Annotated in this window: 18 protein-coding genes; 7 read left to right on the forward strand and 11 right to left on the reverse strand. The window is 73.5% G+C overall.

Going from position 1 to position 15,932, the window contains the following annotated elements; all coding sequences use genetic code 11:
* Positions 1 to 57: 57 nt before the first annotated feature.
* Positions 58 to 759, forward strand: a complete 702-nt coding sequence (locus AB0N29_RS06270; protein WP_364864995.1) for a VOC family protein — start codon at positions 58 to 60, stop codon at positions 757 to 759.
* 4 nt (positions 760 to 763) lie between these two features.
* Here AB0N29_RS06270 and AB0N29_RS06275 read toward each other — a convergent pair whose 3' ends face one another.
* Positions 764 to 1,504, reverse strand: a complete 741-nt coding sequence (locus AB0N29_RS06275) for a hypothetical protein (RefSeq protein WP_364864997.1) — start codon at positions 1,502 to 1,504, stop codon at positions 764 to 766.
* Between the two features lie 61 nt (positions 1,505 to 1,565).
* Between AB0N29_RS06275 and AB0N29_RS06280 the strand changes: the two genes are divergently transcribed.
* The 4 genes from AB0N29_RS06280 (at position 1,566) to AB0N29_RS06295 (ending at position 4,849) form a co-directional block, all read left to right on the forward strand.
* Positions 1,566 to 2,360, forward strand: a complete 795-nt coding sequence (locus AB0N29_RS06280) for an ABC transporter ATP-binding protein (RefSeq protein ID WP_364864999.1) — start codon at positions 1,566 to 1,568, stop codon at positions 2,358 to 2,360.
* A gap of 66 nt (positions 2,361 to 2,426) precedes the next feature.
* Entirely contained in the window at positions 2,427 to 2,888 is a 462-nt protein-coding gene (locus tag AB0N29_RS06285) for an NfeD family protein (RefSeq protein ID WP_302271305.1), read from the forward strand.
* An 8-nt stretch (positions 2,889 to 2,896) separates the two neighbouring features.
* Complete coding sequence (locus tag AB0N29_RS06290; protein WP_364865002.1) at positions 2,897 to 4,087, forward strand: SPFH domain-containing protein; 1,191 nt, start codon at positions 2,897 to 2,899, stop codon at positions 4,085 to 4,087.
* Positions 4,088 to 4,849: a sulfite exporter TauE/SafE family protein gene (locus tag AB0N29_RS06295; RefSeq protein WP_302271307.1), complete on the forward strand. Its 762-nt coding sequence runs from the start codon at positions 4,088 to 4,090 to the stop codon at positions 4,847 to 4,849. It begins immediately after the preceding gene.
* A 93-nt stretch (positions 4,850 to 4,942) separates the two neighbouring features.
* Here the strand turns inward: AB0N29_RS06295 and AB0N29_RS06300 are convergent, their stop codons facing one another.
* Both AB0N29_RS06300 and AB0N29_RS06305 read right to left on the reverse strand, forming a co-directional pair.
* Entirely contained in the window at positions 4,943 to 5,314 is a 372-nt protein-coding gene (locus tag AB0N29_RS06300; RefSeq protein WP_364865004.1) for a hypothetical protein, read from the reverse strand.
* Between the two features lie 90 nt (positions 5,315 to 5,404).
* On the reverse strand, positions 5,405 to 6,187 hold the full coding sequence (locus AB0N29_RS06305; protein ID WP_364865007.1) for a glycerophosphodiester phosphodiesterase: 783 nt from the start codon (positions 6,185 to 6,187) through the stop codon (positions 5,405 to 5,407).
* Between the two features lie 49 nt (positions 6,188 to 6,236).
* On the opposite strand from AB0N29_RS06305, the gene AB0N29_RS06310 reads away from it, so the two are divergent.
* On the forward strand, positions 6,237 to 6,896 hold the full coding sequence (locus AB0N29_RS06310) for a nitroreductase family protein (protein ID WP_364865009.1): 660 nt from the start codon (positions 6,237 to 6,239) through the stop codon (positions 6,894 to 6,896).
* 30 nt (positions 6,897 to 6,926) lie between these two features.
* Here AB0N29_RS06310 and AB0N29_RS06315 read toward each other — a convergent pair whose 3' ends face one another.
* The 8 genes from AB0N29_RS06315 to AB0N29_RS06350 form a co-directional block, all read right to left on the reverse strand.
* Complete coding sequence (locus tag AB0N29_RS06315) at positions 6,927 to 7,415, reverse strand: GNAT family N-acetyltransferase (protein WP_364865011.1); 489 nt, start codon at positions 7,413 to 7,415, stop codon at positions 6,927 to 6,929.
* Complete coding sequence (locus AB0N29_RS06320; RefSeq protein WP_364865013.1) at positions 7,412 to 8,137, reverse strand: gamma-glutamyl-gamma-aminobutyrate hydrolase family protein; 726 nt, start codon at positions 8,135 to 8,137, stop codon at positions 7,412 to 7,414. Before AB0N29_RS06320 ends, AB0N29_RS06315 begins: the two co-directional genes overlap by 4 nt.
* Positions 8,134 to 8,913 (reverse strand): 3-oxoacyl-ACP reductase, encoded by a 780-nt coding sequence (locus AB0N29_RS06325; protein ID WP_302271317.1) that lies wholly within the window; start codon positions 8,911 to 8,913, stop codon positions 8,134 to 8,136. Before AB0N29_RS06325 ends, AB0N29_RS06320 begins: the two co-directional genes overlap by 4 nt.
* Before the next feature lie 124 nt (positions 8,914 to 9,037).
* A complete protein-coding gene (locus AB0N29_RS06330; RefSeq protein ID WP_364865016.1) occupies positions 9,038 to 10,396 on the reverse strand; it encodes an aldehyde dehydrogenase family protein in 1,359 nt (452 codons plus the stop codon).
* Positions 10,397 to 11,791 carry a glutamine synthetase family protein gene (locus tag AB0N29_RS06335; RefSeq protein WP_364865018.1) on the reverse strand — a complete coding sequence of 465 codons (1,395 nt, stop codon included), beginning with the start codon at positions 11,789 to 11,791 and terminating at the stop codon, positions 10,397 to 10,399.
* Positions 11,792 to 11,799: 8 nt separating this feature from the next.
* The gene (locus AB0N29_RS06340) at positions 11,800 to 12,561 is read right to left on the reverse strand and encodes an FCD domain-containing protein (RefSeq protein WP_302271323.1); all 762 of its coding nucleotides are present in this window, start codon (positions 12,559 to 12,561) and stop codon (positions 11,800 to 11,802) included.
* On the reverse strand, positions 12,558 to 14,102 hold the full coding sequence (locus tag AB0N29_RS06345) for an amino acid permease (protein WP_364865021.1): 1,545 nt from the start codon (positions 14,100 to 14,102) through the stop codon (positions 12,558 to 12,560). The genes AB0N29_RS06340 and AB0N29_RS06345 overlap by 4 nt, the downstream gene beginning before the upstream one ends.
* A gap of 127 nt (positions 14,103 to 14,229) precedes the next feature.
* Positions 14,230 to 14,727 (reverse strand): thioesterase family protein, encoded by a 498-nt coding sequence (locus AB0N29_RS06350; protein ID WP_364865023.1) that lies wholly within the window; start codon positions 14,725 to 14,727, stop codon positions 14,230 to 14,232.
* Positions 14,728 to 14,801: 74 nt separating this feature from the next.
* Between AB0N29_RS06350 and AB0N29_RS06355 the strand changes: the two genes are divergently transcribed.
* Positions 14,802 to 15,884, forward strand: a complete 1,083-nt coding sequence (locus tag AB0N29_RS06355; protein WP_364865025.1) for a PP2C family protein-serine/threonine phosphatase — start codon at positions 14,802 to 14,804, stop codon at positions 15,882 to 15,884.
* The last annotated feature ends 48 nt before the right edge of the window (positions 15,885 to 15,932 follow it).

Consider the following 15,932-nt stretch of genomic DNA (forward strand, 5'->3'; position numbering starts at 1 on the left):
GCGGGTGAGGCTATCGCTGCCGATAGCACTGTCGGCGCCCGCGTCCATGGTGGGCCCATGGACGCCGTGACCACGATGACCCGCTACTCCGACGCCGTCGCCGCCCGCGACTGGGCCGGCCTCACCGACCTGCTGTCCCCGGGGCTGGTGGCTCGGCTGCTCCACACCGGAGAGGTCCTCAACCGGGAGGGCTACGTCGCGTTCAACCGCGACTACCCCGGCCCGTGGACCTTCCAGCGCGAGCAGGTGGTCGGCGCCGGCCCGGCCGCCGCGCTCCGGGCGCGGGTGGACGACGGGACCGCGACGTACCACGTGGCGTCGTTCGGCACCGTCGACCCCGCCGGCCGGCTCACCGAGCTCGTGGAGGTGTGGACCGACGGTGTGGCGGCCGGGGGCGGTCCGCCGCACCCGCACCACGGGATCGACTACGTCGAGGTGGCCGTGGACGACCTGGCGGTGGCGGAGCGGTTCTACGCCGACGCGTTCGGCTGGCGGTTCCAGCGGTACGGGCCGTCGTACGTCGGCATCCTGGCGCCCTCCGGCCGTGGCGAGGTCGGCGGGCTCGACGCGACCGGCAGCGGCTCGCGCGAGGGGCGCCCCCTGGTGCTCCTCCACTCGCGGGACCTGGACGCGACGGTCGCCGCCGTGCAGGCGGCGGGAGGGACCGTCACGGTGCCGCCGTACGCCTTCCCCGGGGGCCGCCGCTTCCACTTCACCGACCCCGGCGGCACCGAGCTCGGCGTCTGGTCGGGGTCGTGAGCGTTCAGGCGGGCGGCCACACCTCGGGGGAGCACGCGGCGACGAGCGCCCGCCGGCCGGCGCGGTCCAGCGGGACCAGCGCCTCCCGGCGCGCGGTCATCTCGTACGCCGTGACCGCGCCGCCGTCGACCTCGAGCGCGACCTCGGTGATCGCGAGCGCCTGCAGGGCCCGCGCCGCGAGGTCGATGCACCGGGGCGGCACGCCGTCCGGAGCGGTCAGCGCCGGTCGGTGGCGCAGGTTCATCAGCCGGTCGGCCACCTCGGGGTTCCACCGTGCGACGTCGAGGTCGGCCAGCAGGGTCGCGGACTCGACCAGCGCCGAGCGCAGCGCCCGGTCGGCCTCCCCGACGTCGGGCAGCTGGCGGCGGGCGGCCGGGTGCAGCACCCACGCCACGGCCGCGCCGGTCCGCTGCGGGACCAGCCCGAGGTCGGCGCCGGCCACGACCACCGCCGACCCCTCCTCGAGCGCGGCGGCGTTGAACGTCGCCGGGCCGCCGAGCCCCACCGGGTCGCCCTCGGCCGGGAACGCCGCGCCGAAGGACGTCGCGCCCTCGGCGCGCAGCCGGGCCAGCCCGCCGACCAGGGTGTCGGTGCCCTGGAAGGGGTCGGCCACCGTGTGCGTCGCGTCGGCGCCGATGACCGCGTCCACGAGCAGGTCGGTGACCACCTGGCCGCGCAGCCAGGCGGTGCCCCACCAGGCGAGCCGGGCGGCGGCCGGGAGCGTCTCGGAGGTGTCGTCGTGCACGGCCCGAGACTGTACGACGGCGGCCCCCGCGCCGGACGGGCCACTCGCTAGGGTGGCCGCCATGGCCGCAGTCCTCGAGTTCGCCGACGTGACGGTCCGACGCGGCGAGGCGACCCTGCTCGACAGCGTCTCCTGGACGGTCGAGGAGGACGAGCGCTGGGTGGTCCTCGGCCCGAACGGCGCGGGCAAGACCACCCTGCTGCAGGTCGCCGCCGCCCTGCTGCACCCGACCTCCGGGGTCGCCGGCATCCTCGAGGAGGTGCTCGGGACCGTCGACGTGTTCGAGCTCCGTCCGCGGATCGGCCTGACCAGCGCCGCCCTCGCCGAGCGGGTCCCGCGCGGCGAGAAGGTGCACGACGTCGTCGTGTCCGCGTCGTACGGCGTGGTCGGGCGCTGGCGCGAGGACTACGACGAGCTCGACCACGAGCGCGCCCGCGAGCTGCTCGCCGAGGTGCGGGCGGACCACCTCGCCGACCGCACGTTCGGGACCCTCAGCGAGGGCGAGCGCAAGCGGGTGCAGATCGCGCGCGCCCTGATGACCGATCCCGAGCTGCTGCTGCTCGACGAGCCGGCGGCCGGCCTCGACCTCGGCGGCCGCGAGGACCTCGTCTCGACCCTCAGCGTGCTGGCGATGGACCCCGACTCCCCGGCCACCGTCCTGGTCTCCCACCACGTCGAGGAGATCCCGCCCGGCTTCGGGCACGCCCTGCTGCTGCGGGAGGGCGCCGTGGTCGCGGCCGGGCTCATCGACCAGGTGCTGACCGAGGAGAACCTCGCCGCGACCTTCGGGATGCCGCTGGTCCTCACCCGGGAGGACGACCGCTGGGCCGCCCGGCGTCGTACCCACGCGCACTGAGCGGCTCCGCGTCGACGGCAAAGACCTACCGCCCGACGGCAAAGGCCTACCGCTAGGGTCGGTGCCATGGACTGGCTGGGAGACAACGCCTGGGCCGTGTGGCTCGGCCTCGGCTTCACGCTGGGTGTCGCCGAGCTGTTCAGCCTCGACCTCATCCTGCTCATGCTGGCCGTCGGCGCGATCGCCGGCATGGTGGCCGGCCTGCTCGCCGCCCCGGTCGTCGTCCAGATCCTCGTCGCCGCGGCGACGTCGGTCGCGATGCTCGCGCTGGTGCGCCCCTCGATCGTCAAGCGACTCCACAGCGGACCGGAGCTCAGGCTCGGCCACAGCCGCCTGGTCGGCCAGCAGGGCGTCGTCCTGCAGGAGATCAGCGGGCTGGCCGCCGGCCGGGTCCGCGTCGCCGAGGAGGACTGGTCCGCGCTGCCGTACGACGACACGCTGACCATCGCCGCCGGCGAGGCGGTCGAGGTGCTCGAGATCCGCGGCGCGACCGCGTACGTCCACCCCGTCCACCGTCTCGAGAGCTGAGGAGCTCCATGCCAGTCATCCTGATCCTCCTGGCGCTGCTGCTGGTCTTCGTGATCACGCTGCTGGCCAAGACCGTGCGGATCGTGCCGCAGGCCCGCGCCGGGATCGTCGAGCGGTTCGGCAAGTACAAGCAGACGCTGCCCGCCGGCCTCAACATCGTCGTCCCGTTCATCGACAAGGTGCGCTACCTGATCGACCTGCGCGAGCAGGTCGTGAGCTTCCCGCCCTCGTCGGTCATCACCGAGGACAACCTGACCGTCGAGATCGACACGGTCATCTACTTCCAGGTCATCGACCCGGTGGCGGCGACCTACGAGATCGCCAACTACATCCAGGCCGTCGAGCAGATCACGATGACGACGCTGCGCAACATCGTCGGTGGCATGGACCTCGAGCAGACGCTCACCAGCCGCGAGACGATCAACTCCGGGCTGCGGGGCGTGCTCGACGAGGCCACCGGCAAGTGGGGCATCCGCGTCGGCCGGGTGGAGATCAAGAGCATCGACCCGCCGCCCTCCATCAAGGACACGATGGAGAAGCAGATGCGCGCCGACCGTGACAAGCGCGCGGCGATCCTCACCGCCGAGGGGCAGCGCCAGTCCGCGATCCTCACCGCGGAGGGCCAGAAGCAGTCCGCGATCCTCCAGGCCGAGGGACAGCGCGAGTCGCAGATCCTGCGCGCCCAGGCCGACCGGGAGGCCGCGATCCTGCGGGCCCAGGGTGAGGGCCAGGCCATCCAGACGGTCTTCCAGGCGATCCACGACGGCCGCCCGGACCAGTCGCTGCTGGCCTACCAGTACCTCCAGATGATGCCGAAGATCGCCGAGGGCGACGCCAACAAGGTCTGGATCGTCCCGAGCGAGTTCAACGAGGCGCTCAAGGGGCTCGGCTCCACGATGAGCCAGCTCCAGGGGATCCCGCAGGAGGTCGAGGGGCCGCGCACCCGCGTCGACATGGGTCCGGCCGAGCCGCAGCTGCCCAAGGGCGCGAACCGTGGCGACGACGAGCTGAGCGAGGCCAACGAGGCGGTCCAGGCCGCGATCCGCGAGGCCGCGTCCGCCGCGGAGCCGCGGTCCCGCGCCACGTCGAGCGACCCCTCGATCGACCCCGTCGACGTACCTCCGGCCACGCCCACCGACCCGCAGCCCGAGACGCAGCCCGAGCCCCCGGCGCCCCCGACGGCGCCGCCGGTCTCCTAGGTGCTGCTGGAGTCGACGGCGATCCTGCTGGCCGGGGTCGCTGCTGGCGCCATCAACACCGTCGTCGGGTCGGGGACGCTGATCACGTTCCCGACCCTGCTCGCGTTCGGCGTCCCGCCGGTCACCGCGAACGTCTCCAACAACATCGGGCTGGTGCCGGGCTCGGTCTCCGGGGCGATCGGCTACCGCCGCGAGCTCGCCGGTCAGCGGGCCCGCGTCCTGCGGCTGGCCTCCGCCTCGGTGCTCGGCGGGCTGGTCGGCGCCGTGCTGCTGCTCGTCCTGCCCGAAGGGGCGTTCGAGACGATCGTCCCGGTGCTGATCGGGCTCGGCGTCGTGCTCGTGGCCGTCCAGCCGCGGATCTCGAGGGCCGTCGCACGGCGGCGGGAGGCACGACCGGTCGCGGGCACCCGTCCCGACCCCTGGTGGACCTGGCCGGGGACCGCGCTCGCCGGCGTGTACGGCGGGTACTTCGGCGCCGCCCAGGGCGTGATCCTCATGGGGATGCTCGGCATCGGTATCGAGGAGTCCCTGCAGCGCATCAACGCGGTGAAGAACATCCTCGCCGCCTCGGTGAACGGCGTGGCCGGGCTGCTGTTCATCATCGTCGCCGACGTCGACTGGCGGATCGTGGCGCTGATCGGTGTCGGGTCGGTCATCGGCGGCCAGATCGGCGCGACCGTCGGCCGGCGGCTGCCCCCGCTCGTGCTGCGCACCCTGATCATCGTCGTGGGCGTCGTCGCGCTGGTCTCGTTCGCGGTCTGAGCGGACTGACCGGACGTCGACCGGACGCGGACGACCCCGGCCGCTCGGGCCGGGGTCGTCGCAGGGTCGGCGCGGTCGGCGGGGAGCGGTGCCTCAGACGGCAGCGGGCTTCCGGGTCCGCAGGCCGAGGAGACCGGCGACGACGGCGCCCGAGGCGACCGCCGTCATGGCCTGGCCGGCCTTGACCGGGGTCGAGCCGTCCTTGGTCGCGAGGTAGCCGGTCGCCGCGTCGGCGGCGTCGACGAGCACCCCGAGCAGCACCAGGTTGCGCCGGGCGGGACCGCTGGCCAGCAGGGTGGCCACCCCGATCGCGATCTCACGGGTGCCGAACAGGCGGGTCAGGTACGGCACCTGCGGGTTGGTCGCCGGGTCCAGCATCAGCTGCTTGGCGGCCATGGTCGGGTCGTAGAGGGAGGCGGCGCCGATGGCGATGCGGCCCAGGGAGAGTCCGGTCACGGGGTTCATGTCGCCGGACCCTAGCGGAGCAGCGGCCCGTCGGACGGCCGGTCCAGCGCCGAGCCCGACCCACCCGGGCCCAGTTCCTGGGCGCGGGTCCTAGACCCCGCGCGCAGGCCGCCGACGGGACCCGACGCGCTCGCGGACCCCGAGCGCCTCCTCCGGGCGGTTGGTGGTCACGAGCCACGCGCGGCCCGGGCGCAGCCAGTGCTCCAGGGACCGCGGGGTGTCGATGGTCCACACCAGCAGCGGCATGCCCCGACGGCGGGCGAACCCGGCCAGGCCGGCGCGGGCGAGCCAGTGGTGGGCGACGACGACGTTCGCTCGCGACTGGCGGTAGCGCAGGTGCGGCCAGACCTCGGACGCCCGGACGCGGAGCTGGCGCCAGACCGGGAAGCCGGTCACCTTGCGTCCCAGGGACAGTCCGACCAGCAGGTCGATGCCCTGGGCCTCGGCCCAGTCGCGGACCTCGCGGACGGCGTCGTCGTCGAGCGTGGTGACGACGAGGTTCTCGGCGCCCAGGCGGTCCACGGCGCGGGCGGTGGCCTCGGCACAGCTGCCGACGAACTTGAGGTCGAGGTGGGCACGCCGGTTGCCCGCGAGCGCGTCGAGGACCTCGTCGTACAGCAGGAGGTCCGGCACGACCGAGCGGAGCTCCGCGACCGTCATCGAGGCCAGCTCGACCTCCTCGCCGTCGACCTCGACGACGGAGTCGTGGAAGACCACGAGCGTCCCGTCCCCGCAGCGCTCGACGTCGAACTCCACGAAGTCGACGTCGAGGGCCAGCGCGCGCTCGACCGCCGCGCGGGTGAGGCAGCGGTGGGCGCTGAGCTGGACCTGCTGGAGCGGGCCGGGCCGCACGGGCCACACGGGTCGCGTCACGGGCACCATCATCGGGTGCCCCCTTCGCCGTCCGTGCAACGGTAGCCCCGTGGATCTCTACGACGTGATGCGGACGACGGCGGCGGTCCGGGAGTTCACCGACGACCCGCTGCCCGACGAGGTGCTGCACCGGATCCTGGACGCGGCGCGCTTCGCGCCCAGCGGCGGCAACCGCCAGGGCACGCGCGTCGTCGTCGTCCGGGACCGGGCGACGCGTGAGCGGCTCGCCGAGCTCAACGAGCCGGCCGTGCGCCGGTACGTCGCGCAGCAGAAGGCGGGGGAGAGCCCGTGGAACCCCGTGCACCCGCCCGGTCCCTCCGCCGAGGAGATCGCGGGGACCCGGGTGCCCGGGGCGTTCACCGAGCCGGTGCTGCGGGCCCCGGTCGTGCTGGTCGTCCTCGTCGACCTCGCGGTCGTCGCCGCGATGGACCAGGACCTCGACCGCGTCGGCATCGTCGGCGGGGCCTCGGTCTACCCGCTGGTGTGGAACGTGCTGCTCGCCGCCCGCGCCGAGGGGTACGGCGGCACCATCACCACCATGGCGACGGCCGAGGAGCCGGCGGTCAAGGAGCTGCTCGGCGTCCCGGAGACGTACGCACTGGCCGCCGTGGTGCCGCTGGGGCGTCCCGTCAAGCAGCTGACCCGGCTCAGGCGGGTGCCGGTCGAGGAGCTCGCCGTGCGCGAGCGCTTCGACGGGGAGCCGTTCTGAGCCGGCGCCCGCGCGTGCGGTCCCACCTCGTCATCCGTCGTCGACGGCCCGGGTCATGAAGACGCTCCACGGGTCGAGCACGTAGTCGCCGAAGGGACCGCACTCGACGAAGCCGCGGGAGAGGTAGAGGCTCCGGGCGGGCAGGAAGAACGGCTGCGTCCCGGTCTCGAGGCTGACCCGACGGTGGCCCGCGGCCGCCGCGTGGGCCAGGACGTGGTCGAGCAGGCCGGAGCCGACGCCACGACCGCGCGCCGCCGCGGCGGTCCGCATCGACTTCAGCTCCGCGTGGCCGGGCGACAAGCCCTTGAGCGCGGCGCAGCCGAGCAGCGTGCCGTCACCGGTCCGGGCGGTCCAGAAGGCCGTGCCGGGTACGTCGAGCGCCGCCGGGTCGAGCGCGTGGACGCTCTCGGGCGGGGACTCGGCGCGCATGTCCTGCAGGTGCTCCTCGAGCAGCGCGACGACGTCGGGCCGCAGGGGCGAGTCCCGGTCCACCGCCCAGGCGGACAGCAGGTCGCTCATGCGTCCGCCCGCCCCGCGGCGTACGACGCGGCCGCGCGCACGAGCCCGGCGAGCAGGCCGACGTCGGCGGCCGTCTCGGGGTGCCACTGGACCGCCACGCAGAACCGGTCGCCGGGGACCTCCATGGCCTCCAGCGTGCCGTCCTCGGCGCGGGCCGCGGCGACCCAGCCCGGGTGGGTCGCCACCGACTGGTGGTGGTGGCAGGAGACGTCGAGCCGTTCGCCGACCAGCCCGGCGACCAGGGTCCCCGGCACGGTGCGGACCGACGTGCGGCCGAACGCGTCGGCGCCGGGGGAGTGCTCCTCGTGGCCGACGAGGTCGGGGGTGTGCTGGTCCAGCGAGCCACCGGCGTGGGCCGCCATCAGCTGCATGCCGCGGCAGACCCCGAGCACCGGGAGCCCGGCGGCCGCCGCGGCGTCGAGGAGCGCGAGCTCCCACGCGTCGCGGTCGGTGCGCCAACCGGCCGTGCGCGGGTGCGGCTCCGCGCCGTACCGCGACGGGTCGACGTCGGCCCCGCCGCTGACGACCAGCCCGTCGAGGCGGCCGACGACCACGTCGGCGGCGCCGACCTGGCCGACCGGCGGCAGCAGGACCGGCACACCCCCGGTCGCCTCGACGGCCTCGGCGTACTGCGTGGGCAGCACGTCGGCCCGCTGGTCCCACACGCCCCAGGCGGCCTGCTCACGGTAGGTCGTGAGCCCGATCAGCGGCGCGGTCGTCACAGCGGAGTGACGTAGGCGCCGGAGATGCCGCCGTCGACCAGGAAGGTGTTGGCGGTCATGAACGAGGAGTCGTCGGAGGCCAGGAAGAGGACCGCCGCGGCCATCTCCTCCGGCTCGCCGAAGCGCCCCATCGGCACGTGGACCAGCCGCCGGGCGGCCCGCTCGGGGTCGCTGGCGAAGAGGTCCTGCAGCAGCGGGGTGTTGACCGGTCCCGGGCACAGCGCGTTGACCCGCACCCCGCGCCGGGCGAACTGCACCCCGAGCTCGCGCGTCATCGACAGCACGCCGCCCTTGGAGGCGGAGTAGGAGATCTGCGAGGTGGCGGCGCCCATCACCGCGACGAACGACGCGGTGTTGATGATCGACCCCCGGCCCTGCTCGAGCATGTAGGGCAGCGCCGCCTTGCAGCACAGGTAGACGCTGGTGAGGTTGACCTCCTGCACCCGGCGCCAGGCCTCGAGGTCGGTGTCGAGGATCGAGTCGTCCTCCGGCGGGCTGATGCCGGCGTTGTTGAACGCGATGTCGACCGACCCGTAGGTCTCCTTGGCCGTCCGGAACAGCGCGTCGACCTGCTCCTTGTCGGTCACGTCGACGTGGACGTACGTCGCGTGGTCGGTGCCGCCGAGCTGGCCGACGACCGTGTGCCCGCGCTCGTCGTCGATGTCGCCGATGACGACCTTGGCGCCCTCCTCGACGAACCGCTGCACGGTCGCCAGGCCGATGCCCGAGCAGCCGCCGGTGACGACCGCGACCCGGTCCTGGATGCGTCCTGCCACTTCGATGCCTTTCTGATGGTGCTTCTCGTGGAAAACCGGCACTTCTCAGGGGTTGCGTCCCCTGAGGAGTGCCGGATTCCCCGGGGGGCCGGGGAATCCTGCAGCCCGTCCTGCAGCGCGGGGATCAGTGGGCGATGAAGACGTTCTTCTCCTCGGTGAACGCCATGGGGGCGTCCGGGCCGAGCTCGCGGCCGAGGCCGGACTGCTTGTAGCCGCCGAACGGGGTCCAGTAGCGGACCGAGGCGTGGGAGTTGACGCTGAGGTTGCCGGCCTCGACCGCCCGTGCGACGCGCAGGCCCCGGCCGAGGTCCCGGGTGTAGATCGAGCCGGAGAGCCCGTAGTCGGTGTCGTTGGCCAGCGCGACCGCGTCGGCCTCGTCGTCGAACGGCATCACCGCCACGACCGGCCCGAAGACCTCCTCGCGCCAGATCCGCTGCCCCGGGTCGTCGACCGCGACCACCGACGGCGCGACCCAGAACCCGTCGCCACCGGGCACGGACCCGGCGATGGTGACGTCGACCTCGGCCAGGTAGCCCGTGACGGTGTCGCGCTGCCGGGCGGAGATCAGCGGGCCCATCTCCGAGGCCTCGTCGGAGGGGTCGAGCACCCGCAGCGCGGTGACCGCGGGCTCGAGCAGCGAGAGGAACTCGTCGTAGGCCGAGCGCTCGACGAGGATCCGCGAGCGGGCGCAGCAGTCCTGGCCGGCGTTGTCGAAGACGGCGTACGGCGCCGCCGCGGCCGCCGCGGCCAGGTCGGCGTCGGCGAAGACGACGTTGCTGCTCTTCCCGCCGAGCTCGAGGGTGACCCGCTTGACCTGCTCGGCGCAGCCCGCCATCACCCGCTTGCCGACCGCGGTCGACCCGGTGAAGCACACCTTGCGCACCAGCGGGTGGGTCACGAACCGCTCGCCCACCACGTCGCCGCGGCCGGGCAGCACCGTCAGGACGCCCTCGGGGATGCCGGCCTCGAGCGCCAGCTCCGCCAGCCGCAGTGCCGTCAGCGGGGTGAGCTCGGCCGGCTTGAGCACCACCGTGTTGCCCGCGGCGAGCGCGGGCGCCATGCCCCACGCCGCGATCGGCATGGGGAAGTTCCAGGGGACGATGATCCCGACCACGCCCAGCGGCTCGTGGAAGGTGACGTCGGTGCCGCCGGCCACCGGGATCTGGCGGCCGAAGAGCCGCTCGGGCGCGCCGGCGTAGTAGTTGAGGCAGTCGCGGACGTTGCCGGCCTCCCAGCGGGCGTTGCCCCAGGTGTGGCCGGCGTTGCGGACCTCGATCTCCGCGAGCTCCTCGACGTGGGCGTCCACCACGGCGGCGTACCGACGCAGCAGCGCGGCGCGCTCGCCGGGCGCCACGGTGCGCCAGGTCGCGAAGGCCTCGTGGGCCCGCGCGATGGCGGCGTCGGCCTCCTCGACGGAGGCGAGCGGCACCTCCGCGATCGGCCGGGCGGTGGCGGGGTTGACGACGGTGAAGGTGTCGGACACTCAGAGCCTCTCGAATCCGCGGACGAGCTCCCAGTCGGTGACGGCCGCGCGGTAGGCGGCCAGCTCGACGTCGGCCATGTTGACGTAGTGGTCCACGACCTCGTCGCCCAGGGCGGCCCGGGCGACCGCCGAGGTGGCGAAGGCCTCGCGTGCCTCGGCCAGCGTGCCCGGCACCTTGGGCTTGTCCGAGGTGTAGGCGTTGCCGACCGTCTCCTCCTCCAGCGGGAGCTCCTGCTCGATGCCGTGCAGCCCGCCGGCGATCATCGCGGCCAGCGCCAGGTAGGGGTTGACGTCGGCGCCCGGGAGGCGGTTCTCCATCCGGGCACCGGCCCCGCGGCCGACCAGGCGGACCGCGCAGGTGCGGTTGTCGGAGCCCCAGGCGATCGTCGTGGGGGCGAACGAGCCGTCCGCGAAGCGCTTGTAGGAGTTGATGTTCGGGGCGTAGAGCAGCGTCAGCTCGGCCGCCGTGGCCAGCACACCGGCGACGAAGCGGTCGTAGAGCGGGGTCCGCGACCCGGTCTCCTCGTCCCAGAACACCAGCGACCCGTCGGTGCCCCGCAGCGAGAGGTGGATGTGGCAGGAGCTGCCCTCGCGGGCGTCGTACTTGGCCATGAAGGTGAGCGACCTGCCCTGCTGGGCCGCGATCTCCTTCGCGACGGTCTTGTAGACCGCGTGGTTGTCCGCCGTCGTCAGCGCGTCGGCGTAGAGGAACCCGATCTCGTGCTGCCCGAGGTTGCACTCGCCCTTGGCGCCCTCCACGTCGAGCCCCGCGTCGTACATCGTGTTGCGGATGCTGCGCAGCAGCGGCTCGACCCGGGTGGTGCCGAGGACCGAGTAGTCGACGTTGTACTGGTTGACCGGCACCAGGTCCCGGTAGCCCGAGCGGTGCGCCTCCTCGTAGGTGGTCTCGAAGGCGATGAACTCCAGCTCGGTCCCCGACATCGCCTCCCAGCCCCGCTCGGCGCACCGGTCGAGCTGGCGGCGCAGCACGGCGCGCGGGTCCTGCACGACAGGGGCGTGCCCGCCGTCCTCACCGGCGGGCCAGACCAGGTCGCACTGGACCATCGCGGTCGCGGGGAGGTGGCTCAGCCGGCGGATGGTCCGCTCGTCGAGGACCATCTCCATGTCGCCGTACCCGCGCTCCCAGGAGGAGATGGCGTAGCCCTCGACGGTGTTCATCTCCACGTCGACGGCCAGCAGGTAGTTGCAGCCCTCGGCGCCGTGGTCGAGCACGTGGTCGACGAAGTAGCGGCCGTGGAGCCGCTTGCCCTGCAGCCGGCCCTGCATGTCGGTGAAGGCGATCACGACCGTGTCGATCGTGCCGGCCTCGATCTCGACGACCAGCTCCTCGCGGCTCAGGTGCCGGTCGTTCCGCTTCGGCGTCCCTCGGGTCATCGGCGTCCCTATCCCACGAGCCCGCGCAGCAGCGCGGCCGTGTCGTCGCAGTGCTCCTCCATCGCCCGGCGGGCGTGGTCGGCCTTGCCGGCCAGGATCGCGCGCACGACGGCCGCGTGCTGGCGGTCGGAGTGCGCGATGTTCGTGGGCAGCACCGGGATCGCCAGCAGCATCTCGTGCAGCGTCGCCTGCACCGAGGTCACCGCCTCGACCATCCGCGGGGACCGGGTCAGCGCCGCCACCGTCAGGTGGAAGCGGGAGTCGGCCTGCCGGTGCTCGGCCGGCCGGGTCGCCGACCGCACCGCGTCGTGGGCCTCCTCCAGCTGGGTCCGCGCCGCGTCGTCGAGGCGTACGTCGGCGGCGAGCGCGGCCGCGCCGGGCTCGACGACCCGCCGGAACTCCAGCGCGTCGAGCCGGTCGCGCCGGGTGACCTCGTCGGTCCGCGCGGCCCGTCGCGCCGACGGCGTCCGGGGCTCGAGCGTGACGACCGTGCCGCCGCCGCGGCCGCGGGTGGTCGTGACCAGCCCGGCCTCGCGCAGGGCCGCCATCGCCTCCCGGAGCGTCGCGCGCGACACCTGCAGCCGCGCCGCGAGGTCCCGCTCCGGCGGGAGCGCCGACCCGCGCGGGTAGACCCCGAGCCTGATCGCGGTGGCCAGCTGCTCCACGCACGCCTCGAAGGCGTGGTGGCCCCGCACCGGCCGCAGGACGGCGTCGGGCAGCCCCGCCGGGTCCGGGTCGCCCTGGGGGAGCGCTGCGCGGGCAGCGCTCACACGACCTCGTCCAGCGGCTTGGTGGTGTGCTCGTCCTTCATCCCGTGCATGAAGTGGGTCCGCCCGCCGGCGAACCACATCACCGTGGCGAGGACGAGGACCGCGAGCACCGCGACCGGGGCGTAGTTGAAGGTGTCGACCGTGATCGGGCTGGCCGGCGGCAGGACGAAGAGGATGCAGATCAGGACGACCCAGACGACCGCGACCCAGCCGATGAGCGGGCTCCAGCGGCCGAGGTTCCAGGGTCCCGGGGTGAAGTCGGAGCTGAGGCGGCGCAGCAGCACCGGCACGACGTAGGCGATGTAGAGGCCGATGACCGCGATCGAGGTCACCGCGAAGTAGGCCGTGGTGTTGAACAGCGCGGGGCTCGCCAGCAGGATCGAGAGCACGACGCAGAACCAGATCGAGTTGGTCGGCGTGCCGGTGCGCTTGTTGACCCGGGCCCAGATCTTGGAGCCCGGCAGCGCGTTGTCGCGGGAGAACGCGAAGGACATCCGGGAGTTGGCCGTCACCGAGGCCATGCCGCAGAAGAACTGCGCGACGCAGACGATGAAGAGCAGCAGCTTGGCCGTGAACGGGCTGTCCAGCGCGTCGAGGAAGACCTGCGCCGGCGGGAGGCCGGTCTCGGAGGCGGCCAGGGCGGTCAACCCGCTCTCGGAGCCGTCCGGGATGGCCGCGGTGATCGAGTAGAGCAGGAGGAAGCCGCCGACCACCGACACCACGACGCTCAGCACGATGCCGCGCGGCGCCGCGATCTGGGCCTGCTTGGTCTCCTCGGCCACGTGCGCGGACGCGTCGTACCCGGTGTAGGTGTACTGCGCCATCAGCAGGCCCATGAGCAGGACGTACGGCGCGAACGTCCAGCCGGTCTCGTTGTGGTACTCGGTCAGCGTCCAGGACACCGACTGGTGGGAGTCGGGGAGGATCCACAGCGCGCCGACGATGATCAGGGTGCCGAACACGTGCCACCAGGCGGAGACGCTGGAGAGCAGGCTGACCAGGCTCACGCCGAAGGTGTTGAGCAGGGCGTGGACGACGATGATCGCGACGAACAGCAGGAAGACCCGCTCGGGGGTCACCTCGACGTCCCACACCAGGTTGGCGAACGCCATCCAGGTCGTGGCGCAGCCGAAGTCGATGGCCGCGGTGACCGCGATCTCGCCGAGGAAGTTGAACCACCCGACGTACCAGGCCCAGACCCGGCGGTTGCGCTTGGCGAGCTTGGCGGCCCAGAAGTAGAGGCCACCGGCGGTCGGGTAGCGCGAGCAGACCTCCGCCATCGCCAGGGCCACGCACGTGACGAAGAGGCCGACGACGACCCAGCCGACGGTGAGCGCGGCCGGGCCGCCGCTGCGCAGGGCGATGGCGTAGCTGGTGATGCACCCGGCGAGGATCGAGATGATGGAGAAGGACACCGCGAAGTTGGAGAACGCGGACATCCCGCGCGTCAGCTCCTGGGTGTAGCCCATCTCCGCGAGGACGCGAGCGTCCTCGTCCATGACCTCGTCGAGCGACTTCTCGGGCGCGGCGTCCTGGCTCATGGCGTCCTTTCCTGACCGGGACGCGCGCCCGGCCGGCGGTTGCCGCAGTGTGGCGCAGGCCGCGCGCGGCGGTCAATGGTCTGGACTCAGACCTTTGGACCGCTCCGCGGAGGAGGCGGCGCCGGGCTCAGCGCAGGCCCAGGCACCCGGAGACGTCGGGCACCCAGGGCAGCTCGGCGTGCTCGGCGACGCGGCGGTCCAGGGCGGACGCGACGTCCTCGGGCCAGGGCGCGGTACGGCGCGTCGCCATGTCGATGTGGAGGAAGACCTCCTCCATCACGTAGCTGAGCCGCTCGTGGGTCTCGTCGACGAGGTGCACGAGCGCGTGGGCCGCGCGCTCGGAGCGGCCGAGCACCCGGACGCGTGCCGACATGACGTCGCCGGTGCGCAGCTCGGCCAGGTAGGTCAGGTGGTGCTCGGCGGAGAAGCACGCGTGCCCGCGGGCCGGCCAGCTCTGCGGGATGCCGAGCTCCACCAGCGACTCGTCGAGCCCCTCGCTCGCGATGCCGGTGTAGTGCCGGACGTTGAGGTGGCCGTTGACGTCCTCGAAGGCGACAGGGACCGGCTGGCGGGCGTAGGCCGGCAGCGCGGCCAGCTGGTCGAAGCTGGGGTGTGGGGTGCTCACGCGTGGCGACGATAGCGGCCCCCACCTGTGGAGATGACCGGCGCTCACCCGCCGACGCCACTAGTGTTCGCGGCGTGAACCGGGCCGGGAGCTTCGTGAGCGACTGGCGCTCCGGTTCCTGGGACAGCCAGGTGCGCGTGCTCGCGCTGCTGTGCGCGGGGGTCCTGCTCGCGGGCGTCGTCTCGTGGCACCGGTACGACGCGCTCCCGGCCACGGCGTACTTCGTCTGGCTGCTGGTCGGCATGCTGACCCTGCGCTTCCAGCCGCTCGTCGTGCTGACCGCGCTCGCGCTCGTCGTCGCGCTGACGGTGATGGTGCACGACGGCGAGGTCACCGGCGCCCGGGTGTCGGTCACGGCGTCGCTGCTCCTCTCCGCGGCGCTGATCCTCTTCCAGTCCAGCCGGCAGCGCAGCGGCCTGCCCGGTCCGCTCAGCGAGGCGCTGCTGGCCGAGCTGAAGGGCCGGCTGCAGGCCCAGGGGAAGGTGCCGCCGCTGCCGGCGGGCTGGACGGCGCAGAGCGCGATGCTGGCCTCCCACGGCGCCGGCTACGCCGGTGACTTCCTCGTCGCCGACGTGAGCGAGGACGGCCGGCGCCTGGAGATGGTGCTGGTCGACGTCTGCGGCAAGGGCGTGGCGGTCGGGCCGCAGGCGCTGCAGTTCGCCGGCGCACTGGGCGGGCTGATCGGCGCGCTGCCGCCGCAGGACCTGCTCCGGGCGGCCAACGCGTTCCTCCTGCGCCAGCAGTCCGAGGAGTCCTTCGCGACCGCGGTGCACGTGCTGGTCGACCTGCGCACCGGGTGCTGGACGGTGACCAGCGCGGGGCACCCGCCGGCGCTGCGGTACGACGCTCCCTCCGGTGCCCGGGACGGGTCCTGGCTGGTCGACGGGGCCCGCGGGACCGCGCTCGGCGTCGTGCCCGACCCCGAGCTGCACGGCTCGACCGGCACGCTGGAGCCCGGCGACGCGCTGATGTTCTACACCGACGGCGTCGTCGAGTCCCGCGACGCCGACCTCGACGACGGCATCGCCTGGCTCCGGCGGACCGCCACCGAGGCCGTGTCGCGTGGCTTCGACGGTGCTGCGCGGCGCATCGTCGACCAGGTGGCGCGCGGGGACGACGACCGGGCCGTGCTCGTCCTGCACCGCGTCGCGGGCTGACGTGGTGGGGCCGGCGCGGAGGGGGCGGCACCCGCTGTGGACAGCTGC

The sequence above is a fragment of the Nocardioides sp. NPDC092400 genome (genome assembly GCF_040684155.1).
GTDB lineage: Bacteria > Actinomycetota > Actinomycetes > Propionibacteriales > Nocardioidaceae > Nocardioides.